Origin of the sequence: Devosia sp. XGJD_8 (assembly GCF_046614475.1) — a bacterium.
GTDB lineage: Bacteria > Pseudomonadota > Alphaproteobacteria > Rhizobiales > Devosiaceae > Devosia.
Genome location: NZ_JBKJHF010000001.1, coordinates 2,072,704 through 2,099,433, shown reverse-complemented (window position 1 = coordinate 2,099,433; position 26,730 = coordinate 2,072,704). Strand labels below are relative to the sequence as shown.

25 protein-coding genes are annotated in these 26,730 nt (G+C 63.9%); 20 read left to right on the top strand and 5 right to left on the bottom strand.

Annotation, left to right across the window (positions count from 1 at the left end):
* The first annotated feature begins 4 nt into the window (after nucleotides 1–4).
* The 6 genes from ACLI1C_RS09865 to ACLI1C_RS09840 all read left to right on the top strand — a co-directional run bounded on the left by ACLI1C_RS09865 (nucleotide 5) and on the right by ACLI1C_RS09840 (nucleotide 5,063).
* Nucleotides 5–655 carry an SGNH/GDSL hydrolase family protein gene (locus ACLI1C_RS09865; RefSeq protein WP_411396686.1) on the top strand — a complete coding sequence of 217 codons (651 nt, stop codon included), beginning with the start codon at nucleotides 5–7 and terminating at the stop codon, nucleotides 653–655.
* A gap of 30 nt (nucleotides 656–685) precedes the next feature.
* A complete protein-coding gene (lpdA, locus tag ACLI1C_RS09860; RefSeq protein WP_411396685.1) occupies nucleotides 686–2,125 on the top strand; it encodes a dihydrolipoyl dehydrogenase in 1,440 nt (479 codons plus the stop codon).
* 49 nt (nucleotides 2,126–2,174) lie between these two features.
* Nucleotides 2,175–3,215, top strand: coding sequence for a Gfo/Idh/MocA family protein (locus tag ACLI1C_RS09855; RefSeq protein WP_411396684.1), 1,041 nt, complete (start codon nucleotides 2,175–2,177; stop codon nucleotides 3,213–3,215).
* A 165-nt stretch (nucleotides 3,216–3,380) separates the two neighbouring features.
* Nucleotides 3,381–3,638, top strand: coding sequence for a GlsB/YeaQ/YmgE family stress response membrane protein (locus ACLI1C_RS09850; protein WP_411398288.1), 258 nt, complete (start codon nucleotides 3,381–3,383; stop codon nucleotides 3,636–3,638).
* Nucleotides 3,639–3,666: 28 nt separating this feature from the next.
* On the top strand, nucleotides 3,667–4,620 hold the full coding sequence (gene lipA / locus ACLI1C_RS09845; protein ID WP_411396683.1) for a lipoyl synthase: 954 nt from the start codon (nucleotides 3,667–3,669) through the stop codon (nucleotides 4,618–4,620).
* Nucleotides 4,620–5,063, top strand: a complete 444-nt coding sequence (locus tag ACLI1C_RS09840; protein WP_411396682.1) for a type II toxin-antitoxin system RatA family toxin — start codon at nucleotides 4,620–4,622, stop codon at nucleotides 5,061–5,063. Before lipA ends, ACLI1C_RS09840 begins: the two co-directional genes overlap by 1 nt.
* A gap of 32 nt (nucleotides 5,064–5,095) precedes the next feature.
* On the opposite strand, the gene ACLI1C_RS09835 is transcribed toward ACLI1C_RS09840, so the two are convergent.
* Together ACLI1C_RS09835 and ACLI1C_RS09830 are read right to left on the bottom strand one after the other, a co-directional pair.
* Nucleotides 5,096–5,596 (bottom strand): CinA family protein, encoded by a 501-nt coding sequence (locus ACLI1C_RS09835; RefSeq protein ID WP_411396681.1) that lies wholly within the window; start codon nucleotides 5,594–5,596, stop codon nucleotides 5,096–5,098.
* A complete protein-coding gene (locus tag ACLI1C_RS09830; protein ID WP_411396680.1) occupies nucleotides 5,596–6,786 on the bottom strand; it encodes a bifunctional 2-C-methyl-D-erythritol 4-phosphate cytidylyltransferase/2-C-methyl-D-erythritol 2,4-cyclodiphosphate synthase in 1,191 nt (396 codons plus the stop codon). Before ACLI1C_RS09830 ends, ACLI1C_RS09835 begins: the two co-directional genes overlap by 1 nt.
* 217 nt (nucleotides 6,787–7,003) lie before the next feature.
* Between ACLI1C_RS09830 and dusB the strand changes: the two genes are divergently transcribed.
* Genes dusB through ntrC form a run of 3 tightly spaced genes read left to right on the top strand, consistent with a single transcriptional unit; the run spans nucleotide 7,004 to nucleotide 10,547 of the window.
* Nucleotides 7,004–7,966, top strand: coding sequence for a tRNA dihydrouridine synthase DusB (dusB, locus tag ACLI1C_RS09825; protein ID WP_411396679.1), 963 nt, complete (start codon nucleotides 7,004–7,006; stop codon nucleotides 7,964–7,966).
* Nucleotides 7,963–9,105, top strand: a complete 1,143-nt coding sequence (locus ACLI1C_RS09820; protein WP_411396678.1) for a two-component system sensor histidine kinase NtrB — start codon at nucleotides 7,963–7,965, stop codon at nucleotides 9,103–9,105. The genes dusB and ACLI1C_RS09820 overlap by 4 nt, the downstream gene beginning before the upstream one ends.
* Nucleotides 9,102–10,547, top strand: a complete 1,446-nt coding sequence (gene ntrC / locus ACLI1C_RS09815) for a nitrogen regulation protein NR(I) (RefSeq protein ID WP_411396677.1) — start codon at nucleotides 9,102–9,104, stop codon at nucleotides 10,545–10,547. The genes ACLI1C_RS09820 and ntrC overlap by 4 nt, the downstream gene beginning before the upstream one ends.
* Here ntrC and ACLI1C_RS09810 read toward each other — a convergent pair.
* A complete protein-coding gene (locus tag ACLI1C_RS09810; RefSeq protein ID WP_411396676.1) occupies nucleotides 10,544–11,446 on the bottom strand; it encodes a DMT family transporter in 903 nt (300 codons plus the stop codon). The genes ntrC and ACLI1C_RS09810 overlap by 4 nt on opposite strands.
* A 234-nt stretch (nucleotides 11,447–11,680) precedes the next feature.
* Here ACLI1C_RS09810 and ACLI1C_RS09805 point away from each other — a divergent pair, with 234 nt between their 5' ends.
* The 4 genes from ACLI1C_RS09805 (at nucleotide 11,681) to hflX (ending at nucleotide 17,198) form a co-directional block, all read left to right on the top strand.
* Complete coding sequence (locus ACLI1C_RS09805; RefSeq protein WP_411396675.1) at nucleotides 11,681–14,011, top strand: ATP-binding protein; 2,331 nt, start codon at nucleotides 11,681–11,683, stop codon at nucleotides 14,009–14,011.
* Nucleotides 14,011–15,393 (top strand): sigma-54-dependent transcriptional regulator, encoded by a 1,383-nt coding sequence (locus ACLI1C_RS09800; protein ID WP_411396674.1) that lies wholly within the window; start codon nucleotides 14,011–14,013, stop codon nucleotides 15,391–15,393. Before ACLI1C_RS09805 ends, ACLI1C_RS09800 begins: the two co-directional genes overlap by 1 nt.
* A 185-nt stretch (nucleotides 15,394–15,578) precedes the next feature.
* Entirely contained in the window at nucleotides 15,579–15,830 is a 252-nt protein-coding gene (gene hfq, locus ACLI1C_RS09795; protein WP_411396673.1) for an RNA chaperone Hfq, read from the top strand.
* A 12-nt stretch (nucleotides 15,831–15,842) separates the two neighbouring features.
* Nucleotides 15,843–17,198 carry a GTPase HflX gene (gene hflX / locus ACLI1C_RS09790; RefSeq protein WP_411396672.1) on the top strand — a complete coding sequence of 452 codons (1,356 nt, stop codon included), beginning with the start codon at nucleotides 15,843–15,845 and terminating at the stop codon, nucleotides 17,196–17,198.
* Here the strand turns inward: hflX and mazG are convergent.
* Complete coding sequence (mazG, locus tag ACLI1C_RS09785) at nucleotides 17,195–18,004, bottom strand: nucleoside triphosphate pyrophosphohydrolase (RefSeq protein WP_411396671.1); 810 nt, start codon at nucleotides 18,002–18,004, stop codon at nucleotides 17,195–17,197. The genes hflX and mazG overlap by 4 nt on opposite strands.
* Nucleotides 18,005–18,412: 408 nt before the next feature.
* Between mazG and ACLI1C_RS09780 the strand changes: the two genes are divergently transcribed.
* Together ACLI1C_RS09780 and ACLI1C_RS09775 are read left to right on the top strand one after the other, a co-directional pair.
* On the top strand, nucleotides 18,413–20,317 hold the full coding sequence (locus tag ACLI1C_RS09780; RefSeq protein WP_411396670.1) for a heavy metal translocating P-type ATPase: 1,905 nt from the start codon (nucleotides 18,413–18,415) through the stop codon (nucleotides 20,315–20,317).
* Nucleotides 20,314–21,015, top strand: a complete 702-nt coding sequence (locus tag ACLI1C_RS09775) for a VIT family protein (protein WP_411396669.1) — start codon at nucleotides 20,314–20,316, stop codon at nucleotides 21,013–21,015. The genes ACLI1C_RS09780 and ACLI1C_RS09775 overlap by 4 nt, the downstream gene beginning before the upstream one ends.
* 27 nt (nucleotides 21,016–21,042) lie before the next feature.
* Here the strand turns inward: ACLI1C_RS09775 and ACLI1C_RS09770 are convergent, their stop codons facing one another.
* Complete coding sequence (locus tag ACLI1C_RS09770; RefSeq protein ID WP_411396668.1) at nucleotides 21,043–21,960, bottom strand: MYG1 family protein; 918 nt, start codon at nucleotides 21,958–21,960, stop codon at nucleotides 21,043–21,045.
* A 157-nt stretch (nucleotides 21,961–22,117) separates the two neighbouring features.
* Here ACLI1C_RS09770 and fgd point away from each other — a divergent pair, with 157 nt between their 5' ends.
* From fgd to ACLI1C_RS09745, 5 genes are read left to right on the top strand one after another with little or no spacing between them, the layout of a single operon-like run.
* Nucleotides 22,118–23,134 carry a glucose-6-phosphate dehydrogenase (coenzyme-F420) gene (gene fgd / locus ACLI1C_RS09765; RefSeq protein ID WP_411396667.1) on the top strand — a complete coding sequence of 339 codons (1,017 nt, stop codon included), beginning with the start codon at nucleotides 22,118–22,120 and terminating at the stop codon, nucleotides 23,132–23,134.
* A gap of 23 nt (nucleotides 23,135–23,157) precedes the next feature.
* A complete protein-coding gene (gene cofE / locus ACLI1C_RS09760) occupies nucleotides 23,158–23,982 on the top strand; it encodes a coenzyme F420-0:L-glutamate ligase (RefSeq protein WP_411396666.1) in 825 nt (274 codons plus the stop codon).
* Nucleotides 23,983–23,989: 7 nt separating this feature from the next.
* Nucleotides 23,990–24,937, top strand: coding sequence for a putative F420-0 ABC transporter substrate-binding protein (locus ACLI1C_RS09755; protein WP_411396665.1), 948 nt, complete (start codon nucleotides 23,990–23,992; stop codon nucleotides 24,935–24,937).
* Complete coding sequence (locus ACLI1C_RS09750; protein WP_411396664.1) at nucleotides 24,934–25,947, top strand: putative F420-0 ABC transporter permease subunit; 1,014 nt, start codon at nucleotides 24,934–24,936, stop codon at nucleotides 25,945–25,947. Before ACLI1C_RS09755 ends, ACLI1C_RS09750 begins: the two co-directional genes overlap by 4 nt.
* Nucleotides 25,944–26,729, top strand: a complete 786-nt coding sequence (locus tag ACLI1C_RS09745; RefSeq protein WP_411396663.1) for an ABC transporter ATP-binding protein — start codon at nucleotides 25,944–25,946, stop codon at nucleotides 26,727–26,729. Before ACLI1C_RS09750 ends, ACLI1C_RS09745 begins: the two co-directional genes overlap by 4 nt.
* The last annotated feature ends 1 nt before the right edge of the window (nucleotide 26,730 follow it).

The window sequence follows — 26,730 nt, the reverse complement described above, 5'->3', positions numbered from 1 at the left end:
GCGCATGAAGACCATTCTCGCCTATGGCGACAGTCTGACATTCGGGGCCAATCCGCAGCCCAACGGGCCGCGGCACGCCTATGAAAACCGCTGGCCGACCGTGCTGGAAAAGGGCCTGGGCGGCAAGGCACGGGTGATTGCCGAGGGGCTGGGCGGCCGCACCACGGCGTCGGACGACTGGTATGCCAATGCCGACCGCAATGGCGCCCGCATCCTGCCGACGCTGCTGGAAAGTCATTCGCCGCTCGACATGGTCATCATCATGCTGGGCACCAATGACCTCAAGCCCGCCGTCTGCGGCTCGGCCCTGGAGGCCTCGTTCGGCATGCGCCGGCTGGTGCAGATCATCCGCGGCCACTATGGCGGCAAGGGCGATACCGCGCCACGCATCGTCCTCGTCGCGCCGCCGCTGATCTGCGATACCGAGAATTCCGACATGCTTGGCCATTTCGGTGGTCTCGCGCACGGTCTGGAGCAATCCAGCCAGTTTGCCGCCCATTACGCCCGCCGGGCTGAAGAATGGGATACCGGCTTTTTCGACGCCTCGACGGTGGCCGTGGCCGATCCGCTTGATGGCGTGCATCTCGATGCCAGGAATACGCGGGCGATCGGCGAGGGGCTCGTGCCGGTCGTCAAATCCATGCTGGGTCTTTGACCCGCACCAATAGACTTTTCGGAGGCCCAAATGGCTGACCAATACGACCTTCTCGTCATCGGCGCCGGTCCCGGCGGCTATATTGCCGCCATTCGCGGCGCGCAGCTCGGCATGAAGGTGGGCATTATCGAGCGCGAGCACATGGCGGGCATCTGCTCCAACTGGGGCTGCATTCCCACCAAGGCGCTGCTGCGCTCGGCCGAGATCTACGGCCATATGAGCCACGCCAAGGACTATGGCCTGACGGCCGAAAAGTTCGGCTTCGACATCGACGGCGTGGTGAAGCGCAGCCGCGCCATTGCGGCGCAGATGAACAATGGCGTCCAGTTCTTGATGAAGAAGAACAAGGTCGACATCATCTGGGGCGAGGCCGTCATCACCAAGCCGGGCGAGGTCAAGGTCGCGCCGACCAAGAAGGCCATCGTGCAGCCGCAGGGGCCGGTGCCCAAGAACGCGCTGGGCGAGGGGACCTACAAGGCCAAGAACATCATCATCGCCACTGGCGCCCGCCCGCGCGTGCTGCCCGGCATCGAGCCCGATGGCGACAAGGTCTGGACCTATTTCGAGGCAATGAAGCCGGCCGCCATGCCGAAGAGTCTGGTGGTAATGGGCTCGGGCGCCATCGGCGTCGAGTTCGCCTCCTTCTATCGCTCCATGGGCGCCGAGGTCACGATCATCGAACTGCTGCCGCAGATCATGCCGGTTGAAGATGCCGAAATCGCGGGCCTTGCTCGCAAGCGTCTCGAAAAGCGCGGCATCAAGATCCTGACCGATGCGAAAGTCGAGAAAGTCAGCAAGACAAGTGCCGGCATAACGGCAGATGTCTTGCAGAAAGACGGCAGCAAGCTGCAAGTTTCGGGCGAGAAACTGATCTCGGCAGTCGGCGTTCAGTGCAATATCGAAGGCCTTGGCCTCGAGACTGTCGGCGTCAAGACCGAGCGCGGCGCCATCGTCATCGACGCCTATGGCAAGACAAATGTCGAGGGAATCTGGGCCATTGGCGACGTTGCCGGCCCACCCATGCTGGCCCACAAGGCCGAGCATGAAGCCGTGATCACCGTCGAAAAGATCGCCGGCCTCAAGGTGCATGGCCTCGACAAAACCAAGGTTCCCGGCTGCACCTATTGCGAACCGCAAGTCGCCAGCGTCGGCCTGACCGAGGCAAAAGCCAAGGAATCCGGGCGTGAGATCAAGGTCGGCCGCTTCCCCTTTATCGGCAATGGCAAGGCCATTGCGCTGGGCGAGCCGGACGGGCTGGTCAAGACCATCTTCGACGCCAAGACTGGCGAACTGCTCGGCGCCCACCTGGTGGGCGCGGAAGTTACCGAGCTGATCCAGGGTTTCGTGATCGCCATGAACCTCGAAACGACCGAGGAAGAGCTGATCCACACGATCTTCCCGCACCCGACATTGAGCGAAACCATGAAGGAAAGCGTTCTGGACGCATATGGCCGCGCGCTGAACATGTAGCGCGCGGCTTTTCCACAACCAGATCACAGCTTTTCAAGGAGTTATCCACATGGTCAAGGCAATACAGGTCGGCCTGGGACACTGGGGTTCCAGCTGGACCAAGGACGTTATCCCCAAAGTTCCCAATGTTCAGATGGTGGGCTATGTGGATTCCAATCCCGAGGCCATCCAGCGGGTCCAGACCGAACTCGGGATCGCGGAGAGCCTGTGTTTCCTCAGCCTCGAAGAGGCGATGAAGGCATCGGAAGCGGAGCTCGCGATCTGCACCCTGCGGACCGAGGCGCATTACCCTGTGGTCAAGCGTTGCCTCGAGCTCGGGCTCAGCGTGATCGTCGAAAAGCCATTTGCCTCGACCATTGCCCAGGCCAAGGAACTGGTCGCCCTGGCCAAGGAGACTGGCCGGGTGCTGATGGTGAGCCAGAACTATCGTCACCAGCCGGCCCCCATCGTGGCGGCCGAGCTGATCGGCGCGCAGCGGTTTGGCCCGGTGAACCTGGTCTCCATCGACTTCCGGCGCCATGCGCCGACGCAGGGCTATCGCTATTGGGACATGCCCGATCCGCTCCTCGCCGACATGTCGATCCACCATTTCGATCTGATGCGCATGGTGCTGGGAGATAATCCAAAACGCGTTTCATGCCGCACCTGGAACTCCCCGGCGAGCCCGTTCGGCCATCACCCGATCGGCGTTGCGACACTGGAATTCGAGAAGGGGACCATCGTGTCCTACCGTGGCAGCTGGATGAGCAGCGGGCCGGTGACGCCCTGGGCGGGCGAATGGGTCATGGATTGCTCGGAAGGGCAAATTCTCTGGACCTCGCGCGACCACTTCATGGGCAAGGCCGGGCCTGACCGGGTGACGCTGCAGCCGCTCGACGGCAAGCCCGAGCCGCTGGCGCTGCCGGTACTTGAGCACACGGATCGTGTTGGCACACTGGCTTCCGTCGCCAGGGTCATCGAAACCGGAACGGTGCCCGCCCGCTTCAGCTCGGGTGAAGACAACCTGCACTCGCTGGCGCTGGTGCAGGCAACGATCCTGTCGGCTTCGCGAAACGGCGAATGGGTCGAGCTGGCGGAGGTGCTGCAGTGAGCAGACGATTGGTGCTATCGTCGTGATCGTCGTGGGCCCCGTCGGCTGCGCGATGGGGGCAGGGGCTTGAAGGACACTGCGCGAGAGGCAATATCTCGCGGAGAGTTTGAGAGGGCGCAAAGAATGGCACTACCGGAACGGCAAACTGCGGGCGGCGGGTTCACCATGGGTGGCAACAACAATCGGGCGATCCTGGTCTTCCTGGGCATCGGCATTGTGGCGGGATTTCTCGCCAGCCTGATCGTCGGAGGCGGGGGGCTCATCACCTACCTCATCAGCGGGGTGATCGGGTCATTCGTGGGAGGGTATCTGTTCACGGCGCTGCGGATCGAACTTGGGATTCGCAACGATCTGGTCCGCCAGATCGTGACCTCGACGGTCGGCGCCATCCTTGTCGTGCTGCTGGCACGGCTGATCGCCTAGCGATCATACCTATTAGTCAGGACATCCCTTGGTCACTCTGATCGATAATTCCGCGCTCAAGCCACGCCATCCGGAAAAGGCCAATCGGCCAGACAGCGTGGTGCTGCGCAAGCCGGACTGGATCCGCGTCAAGGCGCCGGGATCGCCGATCTACAAGGAGACCCAGCAGATCGTGCGCGAGAACAATCTAGTCACCGTCTGCGAGGAAGCCGGCTGCCCCAATATCGGTGAGTGCTGGAGCAAGAAGCACGCGACCTTCATGATCATGGGCGAGATCTGTACGCGCGCCTGCGCCTTCTGCAATGTGCGCACAGGCCTGCCGGGGCCGCTCGACGCCAACGAGCCCGAGCGCGTCGCCCAGGCCGTGCAGAAGCTGGGCCTAGAGCACGTCGTCATCACCTCGGTGGACCGCGACGATCTTGCAGATGGCGGCGCGCAGCATTTCGCCGATGTCATCCTGGCCATCCGCGCCCTCAACCCACGCACGACCATCGAAATCCTGACGCCGGACTTCCTGCGCAAGGACGGTGCGCTGGAGATCGTCGTCGCGGCCAAGCCCGATGTGTTCAACCACAATCTCGAGACGGTGCCATCCAAGTATCTCAAGGTGCGCCCCGGCGCCCGCTACTTCCATTCGATCCGGCTGCTGCAGAAGGTCAAGGAACTCGATCCGACCATGTTCACCAAGTCGGGCATCATGGTGGGCCTGGGCGAAGAGCGGAACGAAGTGCTCCAGCTTATGGATGATCTGCGTTCAGCCGATGTGGATTTCCTTACCATCGGTCAGTATCTGCAGCCGACCAAGAAGCATACGCCGCTGATCCGCTTCGTGACGCCGGACGAGTTCAAGTCCTACGCCACGGTGGCCATGGCCAAGGGGTTCGGCCTGGTTTCTTCCAGCCCGCTCACCCGATCCTCCCACCATGCCGGCGAGGACTTCGCCCGGCTCAAGTCTGCCCGGATGGCAAAGCTCGGTCACTGATGAAGCGTTTCTTCGAGCGGCACGTCCCGCATTTGCCACGGCGCATGTTCGAGGTTGTTGCCGATCTGGGCGACTACCCGCGCTTTGTTCCCAACTGCAAGGCCATGGAGGTTCGCAAGGACCCCACCGCCGGCGACAGCGACGTTCGCCTGGCCCGGATGACGCTGTATTTCGGCCCGGTAACGCAAGCCTATACCAGCCGCGTAGCGGTCGATGCGGAGAAGCTGACGATCACGGCCAAGGCCGTGGATGGTCCGTTTGCCTATCTCGATAGCGTGTGGAGCTTCGAGCCAGAGGGCATGGGGACACGGGTGCGCTTCGAGATCGACTTCAAGATCTCCAATCCGTTCATCGCCGCCGTGGCCGAACCGGCCTTCGCGGCCAAGCAGGACGAGATCATGCAGGCCTTCATTGACGAGGCCGATCGCCGTTTTGGCGACTGAGCGTCGTGGCGCGCCGGGTTAACGACCCAAGCCTAGACCTGATCGCTGGTCAGCACCTGCAGCACCAGATCGAGCGCCGCGCTGACGCTGGCCTTGCGAATTTCGTCGCGGCTCAGCGCGCCAAAGCGGTGCTCGATAACCACCGTCGCCAGCTCTGAGGACACAGCCACATAGACCAGCCCCACGGGTTTTTTCTCGCTGCCGCCGTCGGGTCCCGCAATGCCGGTGACCGCCACGGCAAAGTCGGCCCGTGCCGTATTGCGGGCGCCATCGGCCATGGCGCGCGCCACCTGGTTGGAAACCGCGCCATAGTCGCGGATCAGACGGGCCTGCACATGGATCATGCGAGACTTGGCGGCATTGGCATAGGTGACATAGCCGCCATAGACCGCCGCCGATGCGCCGGGAATGTCGGTCAGCGCCGCGGCGATCATGCCGCCGGTGCAGCTTTCGGCGGTCACAATGGTCTGCTGCTTCTCGGTCAGTATCTTGATGATCTGCTTGCCCGGATCGGGCGCACCCTTGGCTGCCATCAATCCCCCCTCGGCATTTCAATGCTTGCACTGGCCATGGCCACGATACCTTCCTCCCGCCCGGTAAACCCGAGCTGCTCACTCGTTGTCGCTTTGACCGCGATTCTTGTGGTCGCGATTCCAAGCGTTTCGCCAATGACAGCCTGCATGGCCGGCACGTGCGCTGCAATCCTCGGCGCTTCGCAGACGATTGTCACGTCGAGATTGACGATTCGACCACCGGCCTTGGCAACAAGTCCGCCAGCATGCTTGAGGAATACCGTCGACGCGGCGCCGCGCCACTGCATATCGGATGGCGGGAAATGCACGCCGATATCGCCCTCGCCAATGGCGCCCAGGATGGCGTCAGTCAGGGCATGCAACGCGACATCGGCATCCGAGTGTCCCTTGAGCTTCTTGTCGTGGGGAATGCGCACGCCGCCCAGCCACACGGCATTGCCGGGCTCGAAGGGGTGCACGTCGAAGCCTGTACCCACGCGGGTTTCCATGGCCTGATCTCCAGAGATAATACGTTCGCCCCGGGCGAAATCCTCGGGATGGGTCAGCTTGATGTTGTTGCGGTCGCCGGGAACCAGCGCGACCTGCAGCCCGGCCCACTCGGCGATCTCAGCGTCATCGGTGAACTGCCGGCGGATGGTCGATGCCCGCATATGGGCGGAAAAGATCTGGCCGAAGCGGAATCCCTGGGGCGTCTGCGCTGCAAAGAGCTGATTGCGGTCCTCGGTTGTCGTCACCTGCTGGCCATCAGCGGAGCGCTTTATGGTGTCGGTGATCGGCAAGGCGGGCAGGGCGCCGTCATTGTGCTTCAGCGCTTCAATGACGTCGCCAATGACCTTGGGCGTCACAAAGGGTCGAGCGGCGTCCTGGATGAGCACCAGATCGGGTCGCAGTGGCGCCAGCGCCTGAAGACCCGCGAGCACAGAGGCCTGACGGGTTTCGCCGCCCGTCACAGGTTCCATCAGCCTGGCATCGGAAAGGCCAAGCGCGGCGGGGCGCTGGGCGTGGTCGGCGTGGATGACCGTCACCACATGCGTCACGTCCGGCACGGCAAGAAAGGCGCGCGTCGTCCGGGCCAGCATGGGAACGCCTGCAATCGGCCGGTACTGCTTGGGCTCGCTGGAGCCGCCGGCGCTGGCGCGCTCGCCTCTGCCGGCGGCGACGATGATGACGGCAATGGATTTTGGACGCATGAAGAACGACTACTCAAGACTTGAAACCGTCACATCAGCGTGGTCTAGCGCCCGCCATGTCATGCGGCAAGTGCAGGGCAGCCGACCCCCGGTATTCACCACATAAGGTGTTGCACGCGTGGTGGTTTTGACTATTGTGCAGGCATTATTCCGAAAATGACCATTTCTGGGGCAGTTAGTGTCTGAGGGTGCCTGCAAGTTGAGCATCGGGAACCACGTGGTTCGCAACAGTGCTTTCCTGGCACCGATGGCCGGAATCACCGATCGGCCATTCCGCAAGATGGCCGAACGGTTTGGCGCAGGCATGGTGGTATCCGAGATGATTGCCAGCAATGCCCTGGCGGTCGGCAACCAGGAAATGGCGCGCAAGCTGGGCCGCCCAAACACGCTGCCGCATATGGTGCAGTTGGCCGGCTGCGAAGCCGAGTGGATGGATCGCGGTGCGCGCATTGCGCAGGATGCTGGTGCCGACATCATCGACATCAATTTTGGCTGCCCGGCCAAGCGGGTCACCAATGGCTATTCCGGCTCGGCGCTGATGCGCGTGCCCGACCACGCCATGACCCTGATCGAGGCCGTGGTGAAGGCGACGCCGCTGCCGGTCACCGTTAAGATGCGGCTGGGTTGGGATGATGAGAGCCTCAATGCGCCTGAAATGGCCCGGCGCGCGGTCGATGCCGGCGTGCAGATGATCACCGTGCATGGTCGCACGCGCCAGCAGTTCTATAAGGGCAGTGCGCGCTGGGAACTGGTGCGGGCCGTGGTCGAGGCGGTCGACGTGCCGGTGGTGGTCAATGGCGACATTGTGGACCTGGAATCGGCGCGCGTAGCGCTCGAGCAGTCCGGCGCGGCCGCGGTCATGCTGGGGCGCGGGGCGCAGGGGCGCCCATGGGCCGTCGGGCAGATCGGGGCAGGGCTGTCCGGGCGGCCCGGCGAGGCAGCGCCGCAGGGCCGGGCACTGACCGCTCTCGTGGCAGAGCACTACGAGGACATGCTGGCCGAATACGGCATCGCCGTGGGCCTGCGGGCCGCGCGCAAGCATCTCGACTGGTACATGCAGGCGGCAGGCATGACGCTCGACAAGACGACGCGCAACGGGCTGCTCAACAGCGAAACGCCCGCGGACGTATTGCGTCAGGTCGAATCCATCTTTTCCAACGAGCAAAGGGCGGCAGCATGAGTGCGATTGAGGCCACCGCGCCGACTGCAGCCAATGCCATTCCCGCGACTTCGGTGCTGCAGGCCCTGCCGCAGCCCATCATTGTCTGCGGTGAGGACCGGCAGATCATCTTCGTGAACTATGCCGCCGAGGCGTTTTTTGGCGCGTCGCTCAGTGTGCTGACGCGGCAGCGGCTGGATGATCTCATTGCCTTCGGTTCGCCCATTATCGGGCTGGTTGAAACCGTTATGCTCCGCCGCGCGCCGATGACCGAATACCGGGTACGCGTCGGTTCCTCGCGCTTTGGGGACGAACGGGTCGCTGATGTCTTTGCCAGCCCCTTGTCGGACAGCGACGGCCGCGTTGCCCTCTTGATCCAGGAGCGGACCATGGCCGACAAGATCGACCGGCAGATGGTGTCGCGCGGCGCCGCCCGCTCAGTGACCGGCCTCGCCTCCATGCTGGCGCACGAGATCAAGAATCCGCTCTCGGGCATTCGCGGCGCAGCGCAGCTGCTGGAGCAGACTGTCACCAGTGATGAAGTGCCATTGGCCCGGTTGATCCGTGAGGAGACGGACCGGATCGTCGGACTGATCGACCGCGTGGAAGTGTTCGGCGACGAGCGCCCGATGGAGCGCGAGCCGATCAACATCCATGTCGTGCTGGATCGGGTCAAACTGCTGGCCCGCAATGGCGTGGCGCGCGGCATTGCCTTTTCCGAAGACTATGACCCTTCGCTGCCGCCAGTTTTTGGCAACCGCGACCAGCTGATCCAGGTCTTCCTGAACCTGGTGAAGAACGCCTCGGAAGCACTTGAGCGGACGCAAAAACCCGAGATCAAGTTCTCAACCGCCTTCCGTCCTGGCATCCGCATCAGCGTCATGGGCGTGTCCGAGCGTATCTCGTTGCCGCTGGAAATCATCATCGAGGACAACGGCCCCGGTGTTCCGCCTGATATCCTGCCCTTCCTCTTCGACCCATTTGTCACCACCAAGCAGAACGGCTCCGGCCTCGGGCTGGCATTGGTGGCCAAGATCGTCGGTGATCATGGCGGCGTCATCGACTGCGACAGCCGACCGGGCCGCACCAAGTTCCGAATACTCCTTCCCGTTGCGAGCGGGGCTTTCCAGACACCAATTGAAGAGGAAGTGGCGAAATGAGCCATGTCGTCCTGCTCGCCGATGATGATGCCGCAATCCGCATGGTGCTCAATCAGGCCCTGACGCGCGCCGGCTATGAGGTGCGCCCCACGGGTAATATCTCCACCATGTGGAACTGGATCAGCCGCGGGGAGGGGGATATCCTCATCACCGACGTCGCCATGCCCGATGGCAATGCCTTCGAGGTCATGCCCAAGATCAAGAAGCTGCGCCCCGATCTGCCGATGATCGTGATGAGCGCGCAGAATACCTTCATGACGGCGATCCGAGCGTCGGAAGTCGGTGCCTACGAATATCTGCCGAAGCCCTTCGACATCACCGAAGTGCTCTCGGTCGTGGCACGGGCCCTGGCAGATGCCAAAAAGCCGACCAATGCCGAGCGCAAGGCGGACGAGCCGGGCGAGACCATGCCGCTGGTGGGGCGCTCCACAGCCATGCAGGATATCTACCGCGCTCTCGCGCGGCTGATGCAGACCGACTTGACCGTGATGATTACCGGCGAGAGCGGCACGGGCAAGGAACTGGTGGCCCGGGCGCTGCATGACTTCGGCAAGCGCCGCAATGGTCCGTTCGTCGCCATCAACATGGCCGCCATTCCGCGTGATCTGATCGAGGCCGAGCTGTTCGGCCATGAGAAGGGCGCCTTTACCGGCGCCAATACGCGCTCATCCGGCCGTTTCGAGCAGGCCGAGGGCGGCACGCTGTTCCTCGACGAAATCGGCGACATGCCGATGGATGCCCAGACCCGACTGCTGCGCGTGCTGCAGGAAGGCGAATATACGATGGTCGGCGGGCGCAGTTCGATCAAGACCAATGTCCGCATCGTTGCCGCCACGCACCGCGATCTCAGCCAGATGATCCGTCAGGGCCTGTTCCGCGAGGACCTCTATTATCGGCTCAACGTCGTGCCGATCCGCCTGCCGCCCCTGCGCGAGCGCGTCGACGACGTGGGCGATCTTGCGGCGCATTTCCTGCGCGTGGCCCAGCGCGAAGGGGAACCGGTCAAGACCATCTCGCCCGAAGCCATTCGGCTAATGCAGAACTATTCCTGGCCGGGCAATGTGCGCGAGCTGGAGAACCTCGTGCGGCGTCTGTCGGCGCTTTATGCCGATGAGAGCATTTCCGCCGAGATCGTGCAGAACGAGCTCAACATCGCCGAACGTCCGTCCGCGCCAGGCGCTGCCGGGCCAATGGATGTGTCGATGGCCGTCGAAACCCATGTCGGGCAGCTGTTGCGCGAATATGAGCCCAACCTGCCGCCCGCTGGCCTCTATCAGCGTGTCATCGACCGCGTCGAAGCGCCCCTGATCGCCATGGCGCTCAATGCCTGCAGCGGCAACCAGATCAAGGCCGCTGACCTGCTTGGGCTCAACCGCAATACTCTGCGCAAGAAGATCCGCATGCACAGCATCGAGATCGTCAAGCACAGTCGCCGGAACTAGGGCGCGTCAATGATTTCCCGCCGGTTGCGATGCTCGCTCAGGGCGAGCGTCAGGCCGGCGGCAACAACAAGAAAGGCGCCGACATAAACCGTCGTCGCCGGCATCTCGCCCCAGAAAAGATAGCCGAACACGAAGCTCCACATCAGTGCACCATATTCCACCGTGCCGAGCACGCTGGCCGGCACGGCCCGCGCCGCCTCGACCAGGGTGAATTGGCCGATGCCGCCCACGAGTCCGGCCGCAATGCACAGCACGATATCGCGAGGCCCCATATCCTGCCAGAACGGGAGGCAGACGGCTCCCATCACTGCAATCTGGATCAGGTTCTGGGCGAAGACCTGCACCAGCGTGCGATCGCTCTTGGATATGGTCCGCATCAGGATCATGGCTACGGCCCAGAACAAGGCCGCTCCCAGCACCATCAGCACCGGCCAGCCAATGGTGAAGCCGCTGGGATTGGCGGCAACGACAATACCAAAGAAGCCGATGGCTGCGCCGCCAACACGCGCGAGGGTCAGCTGTTCCTTGAGGAAGACCACGGCCAGCACCGTCGTCAGCACCGGCGCGACATAGTAGAGCGTCGTCATCTCGGCCAGCTGAAGGTCTCGCCCTGCGCTGTAATACATGACCCATGCCGCGAGCGTCATGAGGCCCCGACCGAGGATCAGCATGCGATTTTTCGAGCGCCATAGATCGACCACCACGCCCTTGCGGCCGATGGCGAGACACAGCGCAATGATAACAATGCAGCGCACGAACAGGATCTGCGGTGCGGGCAGGGCGGTGATCACCGCCTTGATCATGGCGTCATGCACGGCAAACAGCGAATAGGCGCTGATGCCCAATGCCATGCCGGCGAGGCTGGCGGTTTCGACACGGGCGGAAGCGGGGGCGGACAAGGTGGACTCTGTTGCTCGAGAGACGGCAGGTGATGTGCCTGCTGCCGCGTGCCTTGTCCAGTATCTGGCAGACTCAGCACAGCGGGTGCCGGCGCTGCGAGCTCGCCCGAGTGTGTTTTCCGCCGAAGGCGGTGGCGATCAGTGTCACATTTTGGCAACAATTATCTTGAAGGGTCGGCGAAATTGGGTCAGGCTCTGCCCCTTGCGGCAGAGATGGAGTGCCTTGCGGCATTTATGAGTGAAGTAACAGCGAATGAGGAAGCCCGGCAGGGCGTCGCCAGCGATGCGCCCAAACCGGCGCGATCGCTGTTTTCGACTGCCCACAATCGTCCGCTACGCGTTCTCGGCTTCGTCGTCGTCCTGGCTTCCGTGCTGATGTCGTCGATCTCGTTCCTGATTCTGTCGGGAACGACCAATATCGAGCCCTCGACCACCGTCTGGACCGTCATCTGGATCGTCACAGGCGTCCTCGTGCTGCTGGTTATTGCCCTGGTTGTCACTGAGGCTGTCCTGCTGTTCCAGGCGCGCATGCAGCGCCAGGCCGGCGCGGGCATGCAGATCCGCATGGTCACCATGTTCGCGCTGGTGGCAGCCATTCCGGCGGCCATTGTCGCGGTGGTCGCCACCATCGCGCTCAACCAGGGGCTGGACCAGTGGTTCTCCGAGCGCACCCGCGCCATGGTGGAAAGCTCGCGGCTGGTGGCGCGCTCCTATATGCTGGAACACGCTCAGGTCCTGCGCGACGATATCATCTGGGTAGCCGAGGAGCTCGAACAGGCCCGCGCCACCTTCGATGAGGACAGGGACCGTTTCGAACGTATCCTGACCGCTCTCGCCGTGACCCGATCCTTGCCCTTTACCTCGCTGGTCGACGCGCAGGGTGAAACCCTGATGCGCGCGCAGATCGCGGTGCAGGGGGCCTATCCCCAATTGCCGGCTGGCATTACCGAGGGGCTCGTCGAGGGCATACCTGCGGCCATTGCGCCCGGCCGGATCAACCTCGTCGGTTCCGTCATCAAGCTGCGGGGCTATGACGATACGTTTCTGTTCGTCGCCCGGCCTGTCGAGGCCGAAGTGCTCGAATATATGCAGCTCACGGACGAGAACATTTCCGAGTACCGCGAATATGCGTCCAACCGGCTGGTGTTCCAGATCACCTTTACCATCATGTATGTGGGGCTTGCCGTGGTGCTGCTGCTGGCGGCGCTGTGGATCGGCATCGCGCTGGCCAACCGGTTCGTCGACCCCATCCGAAACCTGATGATCGCGTCGAACCGCGTGAGCAGCGGCGACCTCGACGTGCAGGTGCCGGTGCAGGAGGGCAGGGGCGACCTGCGCGACCTGTCCAACGGCTTCAACCGGATGACGCAGCAGCTCAAGAGCCAGCGCGAGGCTCTGCTGACCGCCAGCGAGATGAACGAGAAGCGCCGGCAGTTCACCGAGGCGGTGGTGGAGGGCGTGTCGGCCGGTATTATCGGACTGGATCCGTTTGGCGCGGTCACCCTGGTCAATGCGCGGGCCTGCGAAATGCTCGACCGCGAGGAAATCGACCTTATGGGCGAGCCGATCGAAAAGGTCATGCCACAACTGGCACCGGCCCTGGAACGGGCCCGCTCGGCGCGTCGCGGACAGGTGCGCGACCAGATCCAGCTCGGCAACGAGACCGACCGGCGCACCTATCAGGTCCAGCTGACCCGCGAAGGCTCGATCACCGAATCCAAAGGCTATGTGCTGACCTTTGACGATATTACCGATCTTGAATCGGCGCAGCGCACCAGTGCCTGGGCCGACGTGGCGCGGCGTATCGCCCACGAGATAAAGAACCCGCTGACGCCGATCCAGCTTTCCGCCGAACGCCTCCGCCGCCGCTACGGTGCGCGCCTCGAAGACGACCGCGACGTGTTCGACAAGTGCATCAATACCATCGTCCGCCAGGTTGGTGACATTGGCCGGATGGTGGACGAGTTCTCGGCCTTTGCCCGCATGCCCGAAGCGGCGCCGGAAATCGCCGACCTGTCGGACACGGTCCGGCAAGCCGTGTTCCTGGAAAGCGTACGCCTGCCGCAGATCACGATCCGTACCCTGCTGCCTGAGGATGCCATCCTGGCCTGGTTCGACAATCGCCTGATCGCGCAGTCGATGACCAACCTGATCAAGAATGCCGTCGAGGCCTTTGAGACCGAGGAAATGTCCAAGGACTGGACCCCGACGATCACCGTCGAGGCGCAGGTCGAAGGCAACCATGCCCGGGTCGCAGTGTCCGATAACGGCAAGGGCTGGCCCAAGGAAAATCGCCAGCGCCTGCTGGAGCCCTATATGACGACGCGGGAGAAGGGGACCGGGCTGGGCCTGGCCATCGTCGCCAAGATTATCGAACAGCATGGCGGCATCGTCGAGCTCATCGACGCCGAGCCCGATCCGAACGGAAGGGTCGGTGCCTGCGTTACATTCACACTTCCATTGCAATCGCCCACCAAGACTTCAGCGGCGGAAGCGCCTGACCAGTCGGCGTCCAAATCTGCCCAACAGGAGGAACCGCTCATCTCGGCGGTGGTTCACAAATAATGGCACTCGATATTCTCATCATTGACGACGAAGACGACATCCGCGAACTGATCGCGGGCATCCTCGAGGACGAAGGGTTCGAAGCCCGACAGGCCCACGATGCCGATAGCGGGCTCAACGAGATCGCCCGGCGACGACCCAGCCTGGTCTTCCTCGACATCTGGATGCAGGGCTCGCGCCTTGATGGGTTGCAGCTATTGGACGTGTTCCAGAGCCAGCACCCCGACATGCCCGTGGTGATGATCTCGGGCCACGGCAATGTCGAAACCGCGGTGTCGGCCATCCGCCGTGGCGCCTACGACTATATCGAGAAGCCCTTCAAGATCGACCGGCTACTGCACATCACCCAGCGTGCCATGGAAGCCACGCGGCTGCGCAGCGAAGTGGCAGAGCTCAAGGAACGCTCGGCGAGCAAGAGCGCGGACATGGTCGGCACCTCGCCGGCGCTGCAGCAGGTGCGCGGCATCATCGAAAAATCCGCGCCGACCAATTCGCGCATTTTCATCTCCGGGCCTTCCGGTGCCGGCAAGGGCCTGGTTGCCCGCATGATCCATCAGCGCAGCCCGCGCGCTGAATCCCCCTTTGTCGAGATCAACGCCTCGCTCTACGCTCCCGAGGAAGTCCCGGTGGTGCTGTTCGGCCGTGAAGCCCGGGAAAAGACGGGCATACTCAAGGTCGAGGTGGGGGCGCTGGAGAAGGCCCATGGTGGCACGCTCTATCTTTCCGAGGTGACGACGCTGCCGCCGCAGACCCAGGCGCTGCTGTTACGCACGCTGGTGGAGAACCGGTTCAATCGCGTTGGTGGCACCCAAGCGGTGCCGATCGACGTGCGCATCATTGCCTCCAGTTCGCAAAATGTTGCGGCGCAGATCGAATCCGGCGAATTCCGCTCGGATCTGTTCCATCGCCTCTCCATCGTTCCGCTGCCGCTGACCCCGCTCAAGGAGCGGCGCGAAGACGTTCCGCCGCTGGTTGCCGTGTTCATCGAGCAGGTCTGCCGCATGCACAACCTCCAGCGCCTGACGGTGGGTGACGACGCCATTGCGGTGCTGCAGGCCCAGGAATGGCCCGGCAATGCGCGCCAATTGCGCAACTCCATCGAGCGGCTGCTGATTCTGATGAAGGACCAACAACCCGAGGATGGGGTGATCACGGCGGCCATGCTGCCGTCCGACATCGGCGAGGTGCTGCCCACGGTGGGCGACACCGACGCCTCGGCCCACCTGATGAGCCTGCCGCTGCGCGACGCCCGCGAAGTATTTGAGCGGCAGTATCTGCTGGCCCAGATCGAGCGGTTTGGTGGCAATATTTCCAAGACAGCCGAGTTTGTCGGCATGGAGCGCAGCGCCTTGCACCGTAAAATCAAGTCCCTGGGGCTTTGAAAACCGTTTGATAATTTCTGGCCTGACATGCACATGGTGCGGTAGGCACGAAAAATGATCTGTGCCATAGTGCCTGTTGTGTGATGAATACACGCCGGTGGGGACTGGGCGGCAGTTCCAAAGCCGGCCGGCAGGCAATCGCAACGACAACAGCGACAAGCAATGCCGCGACATAAGAGGCCTGAATGCCCAGCGATAAGCAACCAAATCTCCAGGATTCCTTTCTCAATCACGTTCGCAAGCAGAAGGTGCCGGTCACGATCTTCCTCGTGAATGGCGTGAAGTTGCAGGGTGTGATCACCTGGTTCGACAATTTCTGCCTGCTCCTGCGCCGTGATGCCCAGTCGCAGCTGGTCTATAAGCACGCGATCTCGACCATCATGCCGGGCGCGCCAATTCAGCTGTTCGACCCCGAGCACAACAACGACAGCGACTAAACACAGGCCGTGATGACAGATTTTGACGACGAAGAGGCCGTCCGAAAGGGCGGCCCGCAGGCGTTTATAGACCGGCGCGAAAACCCGACCCGCGCCGGCCTCATCGTGCCTGACGTGCGCGGCCAGATCTCCCAGCATTCGCTCGATGCCCGCAAGGCGGAGTTCGAGGGGCTGGCGGCTGCAATCCGGCTGGACGTGGTCTTCTGCGAGATCATCAAGGTGCGCGAGGTCAAGCCGGCGACCTTTATCGGCGGCGGTCATACCGAGACGCTTGCGGAGCGGGTGAAGGCCGAGCATATCGACCTGCTCCTGGTAGATGCCCCGCTCACAGCAATTCAGCAGCGCAACCTCGAAACTGAAACAGGCGCCAAGGTGCTCGACCGGACCGCATTGATCCTCGAAATCTTCGGGGAACGCGCCGCGACGCGGGAAGGCGTGCTGCAGGTCGAACTGGCCCATCTGAACTATCAGAAGGGCCGTCTCGTGCGCTCCTGGACCCACCTGGAACGCCAGCGCGGCAGCGGTGGTTCAGGCTTCATGGGTGGTCCGGGTGAAACCCAGATTGAAAGCGACCGTCGGCAGATTTCAGACCGCATCGTGCTGCTGGAGGACCGGCTGGACAAGGTCAAGAAGACCCGAGCCCAGCAGCGCCAGCATCGCGAAGGCACGCCGATCGTGGCCCTGGTCGGCTACACCAATGCCGGAAAGTCGAGCTTATTCAATACCTTGACCGGGGCAGGGGTGTTTGCCGAGAACCTGCTCTTTGCCACGCTCGATACCACCGTCCGCAAGCTGACGCTGCCGCATGGCCGCGAGGTCGTGTTGAGCGACACGGTGGGTTTCGTTGCCGATCTACCCACCGATCTGGTTGCTGCCTTCCGCGCGACGCTGGAAGAAGTGCTCGATGCGGACGTGATCCTGCATGCGCGCGATGTGGCCAATCCTGATCATCCGGCGCAGGCCATGGATGTGCTCAAGGTGCTGGGCGAACTCGGCGTTTCGGCTGAAACCACGCCGATCATCGAAGTGTGGAACAAGGTCGATCTCGTCAACGAGGCCGATCTAGTGGGCATCGTTCCGGCCAGCAAGGTGGCTGGCGTTGTTGCGGCCTCGGCAAAGACGGGGCAGGGCCTGGATGCACTGAAGCTCGCCATTGAGAAGGCGCTGGGTGAAAAGAGCCGCACCTACCATGTCCATGTGCCGCACACGGCAGGATCGGATATCGGCTGGCTGCACTCGCATTCGGAAATCGTCTCTCGTGACGAGCCGACCGAGCAAGGTTCGGGCTTCACGGTCCGCGTTGAACCGCGCCACAAGGCGGAATTCCTCGAGCGCTTCAACGGCCGGATCGAGAGTTCCGACGCCTAGGCCTTGTCGGCGGCCCGGACTTCGTTCCAATAGCGATCCAGCCGCTCGAGGCCGGCCTCGCCGGGTTCGATGCTGTCCTCGCGGCAGCGAGCCTCGACGTGGTGGAAGCGGCGGGTAAACTTGTAATTGGCATCGCGCAGGGCCGCCTCGGCGTCGATGCCGGCGTGACGGGCGAGGTTTGCAACAGCGAACAGCAGATCGCCGATTTCTTCATGCACGGCGGCGGCGTTGCCCGATGCCTGCGCCTCGGCGACCTCCGCCAGTTCCTCTTCGACCTTGGCCTGAACCGCCTGAAAGTCGGGCCAGTCGAAGCCGACCTTGGCGGCCCGCTTGGTCAGCTTTTCAGCCCGTGCCAGGGCAGGGAGCACATTGGGGACGTCGTCCAGTATTGACGGCGTGGTCTCGCCCTTACGCGCCGCCTTGGCGGCACGCTCCTCGGCCTTGATGGCTTCCCAGCGGCCCTTGGCGGCGTTGGAGCTGCTGGCATCCATATCGCCGAAGACATGCGGGTGGCGCCGGATCAGTTTCTCCGTAATGCCATAGATGACGTCGCCAATGTCAAATTGGCCCAGTTCGCTCGCCATCTGCGCGTGATAGATGGGCTGCAGCAGCAGATCGCCGAGCTCCTCGCGCAGATCGGCAAAGTCTGCGCGCTCAATTGCATCGGCCACCTCATAGGCTTCCTCGATCGTGTAATGGCGGATGCTGGAGAAATCCTGCTCAAGATCCCAAGGACAACCGCCGACAGGATTGCGCAGGGCGGCCATGATTTCGATGAGGCGGGAGATATCGCGGGACGGCTGCATGGGCATCTCGAAAGGTGTGGAATCGTCGCTTGATCGATCCTAGCAGCTTGCAGGGCGGGCCGCAGGCACCGTCGCAAGCCGCATATCCGTATTTCGCATAATATATATTATGGAACTAAAGCGGATGACGGAACGGGCGGATTGCCTGGGTGTGACGTCATATTCCAGCAGATGGCGGCTTCCCATGCGGCGGACGCTTGCAGCGATGTCATGCGCTTCTGGATCGAGGCCGGCGGCATTGTGCGGTAGTACCAGGTCAAGATCGGGAGCGACAGCGTCCAGCCTAAAGTGAACGCTTGGCGCAAACAATGCGGAGGCCGCCCCTGCCCCGCGCCATGGGCTCGACGCGCCTGGCTGGCTGCGCGATGATAATCATGGCTTCGTGTTCTCGGAGTCGGGGTTGGATGCATGGAATTCCTGAATACCGACCGCCTGAAAACGGGCCTTCTCCTGGTAGCGCTTGTGGGCCTGGTGGCCGGCCTGGTGCTGCAGGTCTCCGGTTGGACTGATGCTGCCCGCATTACCTGGTTCGTCGCGGTTGCGCCGGTCCTGGCAGCACTCCTGGTCGAGATCCTGCGCAGCCTGTGGCGCGGTGAAGTCGGGCTCGACATCGTCGCTGCGCTGTCCATGTCGGCGGCCCTGGCCTTCGGCGAGACGCTGGCGGCGGCCGTCGTTGCTGTGATGTATTCCGGCGGCACATTCCTTGAGAGCTTTGCCGAGGGTCGTGCGCGGCGCGAAATGCATGACCTGCTGTCGCACGTGCCCCGCACGGCGTCCCGGCATCGCAACGGGGGCCTCGAGGACATTTCCCTCGATGAGATCGTGCCGGGCGACCTTCTCCTGATCCGCCAGGGCGATGTGGTGCCGGTGGATGGCACGGTGGCGTCGGACACGGCCCATCTCGATACCTCGGCCCTCACCGGTGAATCGCTGCCGGCCCGGCTCGCCCGGGGCGACGACGCCATGAGTGGCTCGACCAATGCCGGCGAAGCCTTCAACCTCACAGCAACCCATCTGGCCAAGGAAAGCACCTATGCCGGGATCGTCCGGCTGGTCGAGGAAGCACAGCGGTCCAAGGCGCCCATGTCTCGGCTGGCAGACCGCTGGTCGTTGGGCTTTCTGGTGGTGACAGTGGCCATTGCGTCGGCTGCATGGTGGTTCACGGGAGATCCGATCCGGGCGGTTGCCGTGCTGGTCGTGGCGACCCCTTGCCCGCTGATCCTTGCCGTGCCTGTCGCGCTGGTCGCCGGCTTGTCGCGTGCCGCGCATTTTGGCGTTCTCATCAAGGGTGCAGGCCCGCTTGAGACGATGGCGCGGATCCGCACGCTGATCCTCGACAAGACCGGCACGCTGACCGACGGACGCCCGCAGATCGTGTCGATCGACAGCCATGCCGGCATGAACGAAGACGATATCCTGCAACTGGCGGCCACGCTTGAGCAGGCGTCCAAACACCCTGTCGCCCAGGCGCTCGTGGCCGCGGCCAAACTGCGAAACCTGCCGCTTTCCGTGCCGTCCGAGGTGATCGAAGTACCCGGCGACGGCGTGGTCGGGCGGGTCGACGGTCACGCGGTGATTGTCGGTGGCGAGGATTTCGTGGCGAACCGGGTGGGCGGGCCGACGGTGGAGACTTCGGACCTCGCTGCGGGTTCGGTCCTCGTTGCCGTCGCCGTCGATGGTCAGTTCGCCGGGCGCCTCGTGATGGCCGATCCGCTGCGCGAAGGCGTGGGCGGCATGCTCGAACTGCTTCGCGGCCAGGGCATCGGACGCATCCTGCTGGCGACCGGCGATCGGGCGCAGGTGGCAAAACGCGTCACGGATGGTCTGGGCTTTGATGGACTGAGGTCCAGCCTTACCCCTGATCAGAAGGTGCTGCTCGTCCTGACGGAGCGGAAGAACGGCCCCGTGATGATGGTCGGCGACGGAGTCAATGACGCGCCGGCGCTTGCTGCGGCCGATGTCGGCGTGGCCATGGGTGCGCGCGGCGCGGCTGCCTCGGCAGAAGCGGCCGACGTCGTGCTGCTGGTCGACCGGCTCGACCGGCTCGGGCCGGGCATCGAGATCGCAAGGGCCTCGCGCCGCATTGCCGTCGAGAGCGTCGTGGTGGGCATCGGCCTGTCTGTTATCGGCATGGTGGCCGCTGCATTCGGCTATCTGACGCCCGTCCAGGGCGCACTCATTCAGGAAGTCATCGATGTCGCCGTCATCCTGAACGCGCTCCGTGCCTTGCGCATCAAACCGCATGAATTCGCCGGGCCGCTAGCGCTGGCCGAGACGTCGGCCCCCGCAGCATTGAAAGGAGCCTCGCCATGAGCCGTCTCTCCCATTCGGAAGTCCATATGGTCCACCGGATCGGCTGGCTGCGGGCCGCCGTGCTCGGCGCCAATGATGGACTGGTTTCGACCTCGAGCCTTGTGGTCGGCGTGGCGGCGGCGGGATCCGGACAGACGGAAGTTCTGATCGCTGCCCTCGCGGGGCTGGTGGCGGGCGCCATGTCCATGGCCGCAGGCGAATATGTGTCGGTCAGTTCCCAGACCGACGCCGAAAAGGCCGATGTCGCGCGCGAAACACGCGAGCTCGCCGAAACGCCGGAGGCCGAGCTTGAAGAACTGACGCAGATTTATGTCGGACGGGGGCTCGATCGTGAACTGGCCGAGAAAGTGGCTGTGCAACTGACGGAGCGGGATGCGCTTGGCACGCATGCGCGCGACGAATTGGGCATATCCGAGACTGTCACCGCGCATCCCGTCCAGGCGGCGATTGTCTCCGCGCTCACCTTTGCGGTTGGCGCCGTCATTCCGCTGATCGTCGCGCTGCTTGCACCGCCCACCCAGATTACCCTGGTGGTCGCCGTCTCCACCATTGTCGGCCTCGCGGTGCTTGGAGGCCTCGGGGCCTCGGCGGGCGGTGCCGGCATCGTCCGGGGCGCCTTGCGCGTGACACTCTGGGGTGCGCTCGCCATGGCTGCCACAGCCGCGGTCGGCATGCTGTTCGGCGTTACCACCGGATAGGCAGCCGGGCGCCGAGGGCGGAAGCCGTCAGCCGGAGATTGCCTCGTTGACTGCCAGTTCGGCCATGGCGAGCACGGCTTCGCGCGTCCGGGCAGCAGCCACGAAGCGACCGTTGTGGCAGAAGCTCGCCCCAGCGACGCCGCTGACCGCTTCGAGGTCACCATTGGTCAGCCCGGCCCAGGCGGCCGGCAGGTCGGCGCGGACCTCGAAACCCTCGTCGGAGCGGCGAATGGTGGTCAGGCACCAGTCCTTCTCGCGGGGATGCACGACAAAGAGCAGGTGATCGGCACCCGCCTTCTCGATGGCGGGCCGGAAGGGCATGCCCATCGGCAGTTCCAGCACGCGTGCGGAACCCGTCGCGACAATAGCCTGCTGCACGATGGTCTCGGCCCGTAGCTTCGCCGCCCGACGGCCGATACCGGCTTCGACGAAGCTGCGAGCAATGGCCAGCGCGTCGTGAAAGGCCCGGTCATCGGCCTCTGGATCGGTATTGTCGAAATCGGGCTTCAGGGTTTCCAGCAGCGAGGACAGCGACAAGCCCGCCAGCGGTCCGCTGGGGCTGGCGGCTCCGTTGTCCACCAGGTCTATCGGGAGGACGAAGCTGGTGTCGAACGCGGCATGCACCGCCTCGACATGCGCCTCTGGTACGCCGAAGGCCAACAGGTAATCACGCCCGAAATGCTTCCAGACGAGGCCGAAGGAACTGAATGGCTGGCCATCGTCCCGCAGCGGCGCGCCACGCTGGTGGTGATCGAAGATCTGCGCTGCGGCGTCATAAGCGCCACCCACGTCATAGATGATCCGGTCCTGCCCCGGCGTGATCCATTCCGGCGCCCTGCTCCGCACGATCCGGGCCTGCGGAAACAGCCGCGTCAGCACCACGCTGGACAGCAGTTCATCGGCATGGAAGCCACCAGAATGGGTGACGAGGAAAGCTGGAATCATGCCGGAAACGCCTTGTGTGCTCGCGGAAATGCCACCAGATAGAGCATTGCTGGGCGCGATCACAATACGCTAATCACGCCCCATACGAATCCGATGGACAATTTTGACCATTTGGTCAAAAGTATGCCGACGCCGCCGAGCATTTGGGAGAATGGGCATGCGCTTCGGGTACAAGGCCTCGGCCGAACAATTCGCCCCCAATACCCTGCTGAAATTCGCCATCGAAGCCGAAGAGGCCGGCTTTGAGTCGGTGTTCATCAGCGACCATTTCCAGCCCTGGAAGCATACTGACGGCCACGCGCCCTTTGCCCCATCCTGGATGGCCGCAGCCCTGGCGCGCACGGAGAAGCTGGTGGTCGGGACTTCAGTGCTGACGCCAACCTTCCGGCTGCATCCATCCGTGGTGGCGCATGCCTTCGGCACGCTGGGTGCCATGTTCCCCGATCGCGTCATCCTCGGCGTGGGCACCGGCGAGTCGCTCAACGAGGTGCCGTCCACCGGCATGGTCTGGCCTGAACTCAAGGAGCGCTCGGCGCGGCTGCGCGAGGCAGTCACGCTGATCCGCCGGTTGTGGAGCGAGGAACGCGTCAGCTTCGAGGGTGAGTTCTACAAGACGCAGAATGCCACGATCTATGACAAGCCGGATCGCATGGTGTCGATCTACCTGGCGGCCGGTGGCCCGCTCAATGCGAAATATGCCGGCCGCGCCGGCGATGGCTTCATCTGCACCTCCGGCAAGGGCGCTGAACTCTATGTCGATCAGCTCTTGCCCAATGTTGCCGCCGGTCGCGCCGAATCCGGCCGTAATGACCTGCCCTTCGAGCGCATGATCGAGGTCAAGGTCTCCTTCGATACCGACCAGCAGGCGGCGCTCGACAATACCCGTGGCTGGGCGGCTTTGTCCCTGTCGGCCGAGGAAAAGCATTCGGTCGAGGATCCCGCCGAAATGGAGCGGCTTGCTGCCCAGCTCCCCATCGAACGCATCGCCAAGCGCTGGATCGTCTCCAGTGATCCTGACGAGCATGTCGCGGCGATCAAGACCTATATGGACTATGGCTTCGACCACCTCGTGTTCCACGCGCCGGGCGAAGACCAGAGCCGGTTCATAGGGCTCTATGCCAGGGAAATCCTGCCGCGGCTGCGCGCGCTTGCGCCTGCGACCCCTGCCCGATAACGCCGGACATTCTGACCATGCCAATGCCGCGATACACAGTCTGGGGCGTAACGGGTGTTCCCGAAATCGGGCCGGGTGACGACCTTGTCGCGCTGATCGCCGACGCCGTGCGGCAGTCTGCTACCATTGACCCCGATTGCATGCTGCAGGATGGTGACATCCTCGTCATTACCAGCAAGATCGTCTCCAAGGCCGAAGGCATGCAGGTGCCGGTGGGTGACCGCGACAAGGCCATTGCCCAGGACACGGTCCGCATCGTGGCCGAGCGCGTGCATCCCGGCGGCGTCACCCAGATCGTCGAGACCCGCCACGGGCTGATCATGGCCGCCGCCGGCATCGATACGTCCAATGTGCCGGATGGCCTCGCCCTGCGCCTGCCCGAAGACCCCGATCGGTCCGCGCGCCTGCTCTGCCTTGGCCTGCGGGCCCGTTTCGGCGTCGCGCTGGGCATTATCGTGACGGATACGCTGGGTCGTCCCTGGCGTGTCGGCCAGACCGACGTGGCCATTGGCGCCGCGGGCATCCATGTGACCGACGATCTGCGCGGGGGCGTCGACGCCAATGGCAGGCCGCTCAATGTCACCATCACCGTGCTCGCCGACGAGCTGGCCGGCGCCGCCGACCTCGTCAAGGGCAAGGCCAGCGGCATTCCGGTGGCGGTGGTGCGGGGCCTCTCTCGTCTCGTTACCGATACCGAGGCGCCCGGTGCTCGTACCCTGGTGCGCTCGGTCGACGAGGACATGTTCCGCTTCGGCTCCGCCGAGGCCTATCGATTGGGCTATGAAGCCGCGCTCGCCGAAACGCGAGAGCTGAGTTCGCCCCCTGCCAAACGCGTCAAACAGGACTGATCCGCACATGCGTCCCCTGCCCTTGTCTCTCGGCCTTGCCGTACTTCTCGCTTCCTCCGCTCACGTTCTGGCCCAGACCAGCTATCCACTGACCCTCGACAATTGCGGCTTCGCCGTCACGCTGCCCCAGGCGCCCGAACGCGTCGTCACCATCAAGTCGACAGCCACCGAAATGCTGCTGGCGCTTGGTCTCGGCGACAAGATTGTCGGCGTCGGCTTCCAGGATGGCCCGGCGCCGGAGCCCTGGACCAGCGCGGCGGCCGCCCTGCCCGTTCTGTCCGACAAGCTGCCTTCGCAGGAAGTGGTGCTCGAGGCCGAGCCGGAGCTGGTCTATGGAGGATGGGAGAGCAATTTCGTTGCCGATGGCGCCGGTGAACGGCCTACCCTGGCCGGATTGGGGGTGGCCAGCTACGTGTCGCCCGCCGCATGCCGCTCGATCAAGCCGGCCAAGCTGACATTCGACGCGGTCTTTGCCGAGATCGCCGAAATCGGCACCATCTTCGATGCCGGCGGCAGCGCCGACGCCCTGATTGCCGAACAACAGGCCGCACTCGCTGCCATCACCCCGGACACGCGTGGCCTCACCGCTCTCTGGTATTCCTCCGGCACCAAGACACCCTATGTCGGCGCGGGCAGCGGTGCACCGGCCATGATGCTGGAGACACTGGGGCTCGACAATATCATGGCGGACATCGACGAGGGCTGGGTCTCTGCCAGTTGGGAGGCCGTGGTCGACGCCAACCCCGATGTGATCGTGCTGGTCGATGCGGTGTGGAACTCCGCCGAGCAGAAGAAGACGCTGCTGGCCGAGAACCCCATTACCCGTCAGCTTGATGCGGTTGCCAACCAGCGCTACCTCATCGTGCCCTTCCCAGCCTCCGAGGCCGGGGTGCGCAATGTCGGCGCGACGGCGGACATGGCAGCCCAGCTTGCCGGGCTCAGTTTCACCCCGTGAACCGGCCAACGCTGGCAACGCTCGGACTGAGCCTGCTGGCGCTGCTGCTGGCTAGCATGGTGCTGGCCGTGACCCTCGGTCCCGCCGATATCGCGCCCATGGAGGTCTGGCAGACCATAGCCCACCACCTCGGTCTCGTGGCCGAGAGCCCGGTCAATCGGCTGCGGGACGCCATCATCTGGGAGCTGCGCCTGCCCCGCGTCCTCACCGCTGCGGCGGTCGGCGCGGGCCTGGCGCTGTGCGGCGCCGTCATGCAGGCGCTGACCCGCAATCCACTGGCCGATCCCTATCTGCTGGGCCTCTCCTCCGGCGCCTCGCTGGGGGCCGTGGCTTTTCTCCTCCTGGGCGCATCCCTGCTGATGCCGCTCGGTGCCTTCCTCGGCGCCGGGGCCGCCATGGCCTTGACCCTGCTGGTGACCCAGGCGCTCGGCGGCGCTACGCCGACCCGGGCGATCCTGGCCGGTATTTCCATCTCGGCGCTGGCGGCGGCGGCCACGTCCTTCCTCATCTTCTGGTCCGCAACCGGCGATTCCTATCGCGAAATCCTCAGCTGGCTGATGGGTTCGCTCAGCGGCGTCATCTGGTCCGAGGCTCTGCTCGTGCTTGCAGCGCTTGCTGTTGCCGGCTTGCCAATTCTGCTGTCCGGCCGGGCGCTTGACGCCTTTGCCTTCGGCGATACGGCAGCCGCGACGCTGGGTGTCGAGGTCGCCTCCCTGCGCTGGTGGCTGCTGGGTGGTACGGCGCTGTTGACCGGGGTCCTTGTTTCGATTGGTGGCGCCATCGGCTTTGTCGGCCTCATCATTCCCCATGTGGTGCGCCTGATGACCGGCTCGCGCCACCGTCTGCTGCTGCCGGTAGCCATGCTGCTCGGCGCCAGCTTCATGGTGTGGACAGACACGGCCGCACGCAGTCTCTTTGCCCCAAGGGAACTACCGGTCGGCATCATCACCGCCCTGCTCGGTGCACCGATTTTCCTTGCCGTACTGCTCAGATATCGGCGCATCACATGAGCACGGGATTGCGCATCGCCGACCTCACCGTCCGGCTGGGTTCTCAGACCATTCTCAGCGACATCGCACTGACCGCGGCGCCCGGGACCGTCACAGGGCTGATCGGGCCCAATGGCGCGGGCAAGTCGACGCTGATGCGAGCGATGCTGGGCCTCACTCCCCTTGCTTCGGGTACGGTGACCTTCGATGGCACTGACCTGCTCGCCATGCCGCGCCGCAGCCGGGCGCAATTTACGGCCTTTGTCGAACAAAGCGGCGCCACCGACGCCCGTCTTACGGCGCGCGAGGTGGTCATGCTGGGGCGCATTCCCTTCCAGTCGGTCTGGCAGGCCACCCCTGCCCCCGCCGACGGTGGGCAGGTGGATGCGGCCCTGGCAGAGGTCGCCATGGCACCCTTTGCCGATCGCCTCTACCACACGCTTTCGGGTGGCGAGCAGCAGCGCATCCAGATCGCCCGCGCCCTGGCGCAGCAGCCGCGCCTGCTCATCCTCGACGAGCCCACCAACCATCTCGACGTTCATGCGCAACTGACCACGCTCGATCTGTTGCAAAGGCGCGCGCAGGCCGGGGCCACCGTCCTGCTGGCGCTGCACGATCTCAATCTGGCGGCAGCCTTCTGCGACTCGCTGGTTGTGCTGCATCACGGCCGCCAGGTTGCCTTTGGCAGACCCGAGCAGGTGCTCACCCCTGCCCTGCTGCGCCAGGTTTATGAGGTCGATGCCACCCTGCTGCGGCATCCCGGCAGTGGCCGCCCGCTCATCGCCTATGACCTCCCCGCCTGAA

Bases quoted from the DNA above. Each gene is read 5' to 3' on its own strand.
- hflX (WP_411396672.1), top strand. From the start codon at position 15,843: ATGACAGATTTTGACGACGAAGAGGCCGTCCGAAAGGGCGGCCCGCAG.
- lpdA (WP_411396685.1), top strand. From the start codon at position 686: ATGGCTGACCAATACGACCTTCTCGTCATCGGCGCCGGTCCCGGCGGC.
- ACLI1C_RS09840 (WP_411396682.1), top strand. From the start codon at position 4,620: ATGAAGCGTTTCTTCGAGCGGCACGTCCCGCATTTGCCACGGCGCATG.
- hfq (WP_411396673.1), top strand. From the start codon at position 15,579: ATGCCCAGCGATAAGCAACCAAATCTCCAGGATTCCTTTCTCAATCAC.
- ACLI1C_RS09835 (WP_411396681.1), bottom strand. From the start codon at position 5,596: ATGGCAGCCAAGGGTGCGCCCGATCCGGGCAAGCAGATCATCAAGATA.
- ACLI1C_RS09800 (WP_411396674.1), top strand. From the start codon at position 14,011: ATGGCACTCGATATTCTCATCATTGACGACGAAGACGACATCCGCGAA.
- mazG (WP_411396671.1), bottom strand. From the start codon at position 18,004: ATGCAGCCGTCCCGCGATATCTCCCGCCTCATCGAAATCATGGCCGCC.
- ntrC (WP_411396677.1), top strand. From the start codon at position 9,102: ATGAGCCATGTCGTCCTGCTCGCCGATGATGATGCCGCAATCCGCATG.
- cofE (WP_411396666.1), top strand. From the start codon at position 23,158: ATGCCGCGATACACAGTCTGGGGCGTAACGGGTGTTCCCGAAATCGGG.
- ACLI1C_RS09745 (WP_411396663.1), top strand. From the start codon at position 25,944: ATGAGCACGGGATTGCGCATCGCCGACCTCACCGTCCGGCTGGGTTCT.
- ACLI1C_RS09770 (WP_411396668.1), bottom strand. From the start codon at position 21,960: ATGATTCCAGCTTTCCTCGTCACCCATTCTGGTGGCTTCCATGCCGAT.
- ACLI1C_RS09775 (WP_411396669.1), top strand. From the start codon at position 20,314: ATGAGCCGTCTCTCCCATTCGGAAGTCCATATGGTCCACCGGATCGGC.
- ACLI1C_RS09780 (WP_411396670.1), top strand. From the start codon at position 18,413: ATGGAATTCCTGAATACCGACCGCCTGAAAACGGGCCTTCTCCTGGTA.
- ACLI1C_RS09865 (WP_411396686.1), top strand. From the start codon at position 5: ATGAAGACCATTCTCGCCTATGGCGACAGTCTGACATTCGGGGCCAAT.
- ACLI1C_RS09850 (WP_411398288.1), top strand. From the start codon at position 3,381: ATGGGTGGCAACAACAATCGGGCGATCCTGGTCTTCCTGGGCATCGGC.
- ACLI1C_RS09805 (WP_411396675.1), top strand. From the start codon at position 11,681: ATGAGTGAAGTAACAGCGAATGAGGAAGCCCGGCAGGGCGTCGCCAGC.
- ACLI1C_RS09855 (WP_411396684.1), top strand. From the start codon at position 2,175: ATGGTCAAGGCAATACAGGTCGGCCTGGGACACTGGGGTTCCAGCTGG.
- ACLI1C_RS09820 (WP_411396678.1), top strand. From the start codon at position 7,963: ATGAGTGCGATTGAGGCCACCGCGCCGACTGCAGCCAATGCCATTCCC.
- ACLI1C_RS09755 (WP_411396665.1), top strand. From the start codon at position 23,990: ATGCGTCCCCTGCCCTTGTCTCTCGGCCTTGCCGTACTTCTCGCTTCC.
- fgd (WP_411396667.1), top strand. From the start codon at position 22,118: ATGCGCTTCGGGTACAAGGCCTCGGCCGAACAATTCGCCCCCAATACC.
- ACLI1C_RS09830 (WP_411396680.1), bottom strand. From the start codon at position 6,786: ATGCGTCCAAAATCCATTGCCGTCATCATCGTCGCCGCCGGCAGAGGC.